Here is a 2,817-nt window from a genome sequence, read left to right as displayed (position 1 = left end):
AGCCGGGCGGTCATTGTCTCGATCGATGTGCGCAAAGGCCTCTTCGGCGGCCAGACCGTGCGTACCCTGAGCGGCAAGCAAAACACCCGCCGCGATCCAGTGGCATGGGCCAAGGAAGTTGAACAAATGGGGGCCGGTGAGATTCTACTTACCGCCATGGATAGGGAAGGCACCTGGGATGGCTTCGACCTGGACCTTGTCAAGCGCGTAACTGATGCCGTATCCATCCCCGTCATTGCGCATGGTGGGGCAGGGTCGTTGGAACATATCCGTCAGGTCGTGAAGCAGTCCCACGCCTCTGCTGTGGCTTTGGGAAGCATGGTGGTGTTTCAGAAGAAGGGGATGGGGGTGTTGGTGAATTTTCCAGAGGCGGGCAAATTGCAGGTAGTCTTAGAATGAAGATCGGCTTGATTGGGAACATGAATAACAACAACTTCGCGTTGATGCGATATTTTCGTGATCTCGGGGTTGATGCACATCTGTTGCTCTACAAAAATGACGGCCAAGGCACGTTAAGTCACTTCAAGCCTGAAGCGGATACCTGGGATATTGAGAAATGGGCACCTTACATTCATCAAACTGAGATTCCTAATGCGCCAGTCGCCGCATTTGATTTTCCGCTATCGTGGATATTGGCTTTACGTTCTCGCCTAATGGCTTGGCTAGGCAAATCAGAAGCATGGGTTAAACCAATTTCGAAGCGTGAGATTGCTGCGACTTATGGTGGCTATGACAAGATCATTGCTTCTGGTATATCGCCTGCAGTTTTGGGTAGAGCCGGATTTTCCTTAGATATTTTTTATCCATACTCGACCGGAGTCGAGTTTTTCCGAGCTGGCACATTCGTTGTGCGTGACAAAGGTTTTTTTGGCGTCAACAAAATAATTATAAATAAAATTTCGCGACTACAAGAGAGCGGGATTTGCGCATCGAAAAATGTGATTAATTATGAGATGGGTTTGACGCATGACGTCCTAACCAGCATAGGCGTTCAGCCACACAAGCTTGCGATTCCTATGGTATATAACAAAGAAAAGCTTCCGAAGAATCCACCCAGTAAGCCCTTGGAAAATGCATGGGCTGTTATCGCGAATTCAAAATTCACAATTTTGCAGCACTCTCGCTTGTTATGGCGAAATCCTGGTCACTATTCAAACAAGGCGTGGATAAAAGAAAATAAAAATAATGATTGGTTGCTATATGCCTTTGCCGATTTTTGTGCGAATCGGTCGCATCTTAAGCCTGTTCTCTTGATCGTCGAGTATGGCCCAGACATTACTGCTACCAAGCAGCTAGTGAAAGAGCTGGGAATAGATGCCAATGTTCATTGGCTGCCCAAAATGTTCCGTAAAGAGCTGATGTGGTTGCTTTCGCGGGTTTCGATCGGTGTTGGCGAGTTTTACGACTTACCACGGATCATTTGGGGCGGAACAGGCTGGGAGGCATTTGCCAGCGGAAAGCCGCTCTTACAAGGCTTCAATTTCGATGCGGGCGAGTTCGAGCAACTCTATGGATACCCGGCACCGGCCATGCTGCCTGTCCGTAGGCGGGAGGATATCCTTCACCATTTATTAGAAATGGCTGACGACGGCGAAAAAAGACAACAGATTGGACAATCTGCGAAGCAATGGTTTGATCAATATAACGGTATCAGTTTAGCCAAGCAGTGGCTGAGCTTGTTATAAAGCTAAAGTTAAGTCATCTAGTGAAGCATTAATTGAGCACAACCCCAACTCCGGTCATATTATCCCTGCGTGGCCGCCTGTCCTTCCTGCTAAAAGATTCCATCCTATACGGAGGTGCGGCTGCACTGAGCAAGGCATTTGCCCTTATCACTTTCCCACTCTTGGCACGGCACTTCTCCGTCGCCGAATATGGGGTGCTTGATTACTTTCTGGCCTTGGCGAGTTTGGGTGCAATTTTTTTTGTATTTGGCCAAGACTCTGCGGTTGCGCGTTATTTTTATGAATATGAGAGCATTGAAGATCGCCGCCAGTTAATTTCACAATCCTTGGTGTTTCAATTGTTCGGATTGACACTCTTTGTTCCCGTCTTATGGTTTTCTGCTGGCAGGCTGACCCAAATTTTGATTGCAGCGACTGATCGTGTATTGTTGTTTAAGATCATCCTCGCACAACTTCCTTTTTTGCTCATCATCAATTTCTCGCAAAATTTGTTGAAGTGGACCTTTGCCCGTTCGCGCTTTCTCACCATGTCGCTCGGTTTCACGGGGGTGCATGCCGCATTGTTGGTGGTCGCGGTTCTGTATTTTGATGCAAGTATTGCAGGGGTTTTATGGGTCGGGTTTGCGACCAGTGTCGTATTTGCTGCATTGGGTCTTTTCTTTGTGCGGGGTTGGCTGGCACGCCCCAAGGATTTTCAGCGTTTGCGCGAGATGCTGCCGTTTGCCTTGCCTTACGGGGTGATATGCCTAGCTGGGGCATTTTCCCCCACGCTAGAGCGCACCTTGATAAATAGTTTGCTGGGTGCTGAGGCGATGGGACTGTATGCCGCCGCAACAAAGATGGCAATGTTGATTGCGTTGCTGGTTAGCGCCTTTCAGACCGCATGGGGTCCGTTCTCGCTCTCCTTACACAAACAAGCCGATGCCGCGCGAACCTTTAACTGGGTGTTGAAGCTATTTGTTGTCGGGATATGCTTGGCGGTACTGTTTATCACCTTGCTTTCTCAACCACTGATCCATTTTCTGGCGACCGACCGCTATGCAAGTGACGCGGTCGTTGTCTTTCCATTGGTCATGGGCTTGTTATTACAGGCGTCCTGTTGGTTTACCGAAATCGGTATTGGCTTGTACAA

3 protein-coding genes are annotated in these 2,817 nt (G+C 48.7%); all 3 read left to right on the top strand.

Features of this window, described 5'->3' with window-relative positions; all coding sequences use genetic code 11:
- The coding region (locus Q0239_RS05300; RefSeq protein WP_298599489.1) for a HisA/HisF-related TIM barrel protein at positions 1-399 on the top strand (399 nt) is incomplete at its 5' end.
- Positions 396-1,685, top strand: coding sequence for a hypothetical protein (locus tag Q0239_RS05295; protein ID WP_298599486.1), 1,290 nt, complete (start codon positions 396-398; stop codon positions 1,683-1,685). The genes Q0239_RS05300 and Q0239_RS05295, both read left to right, overlap by 4 nt.
- 32 nt (positions 1,686-1,717) lie before the next feature.
- A partial coding sequence (locus Q0239_RS05290) for an oligosaccharide flippase family protein (RefSeq protein WP_298599483.1) occupies positions 1,718-2,817 on the top strand: 1,100 nt, incomplete at its 3' end.

It is taken from the genome of uncultured Sphingorhabdus sp. (assembly GCF_937872355.1).
Lineage (GTDB): Bacteria > Pseudomonadota > Alphaproteobacteria > Sphingomonadales > Sphingomonadaceae > Sphingorhabdus_B.
The sequence above is the reverse complement of the archived record's forward strand: the minus strand, read 5'-3'. Positions and strand labels throughout refer to the sequence as shown.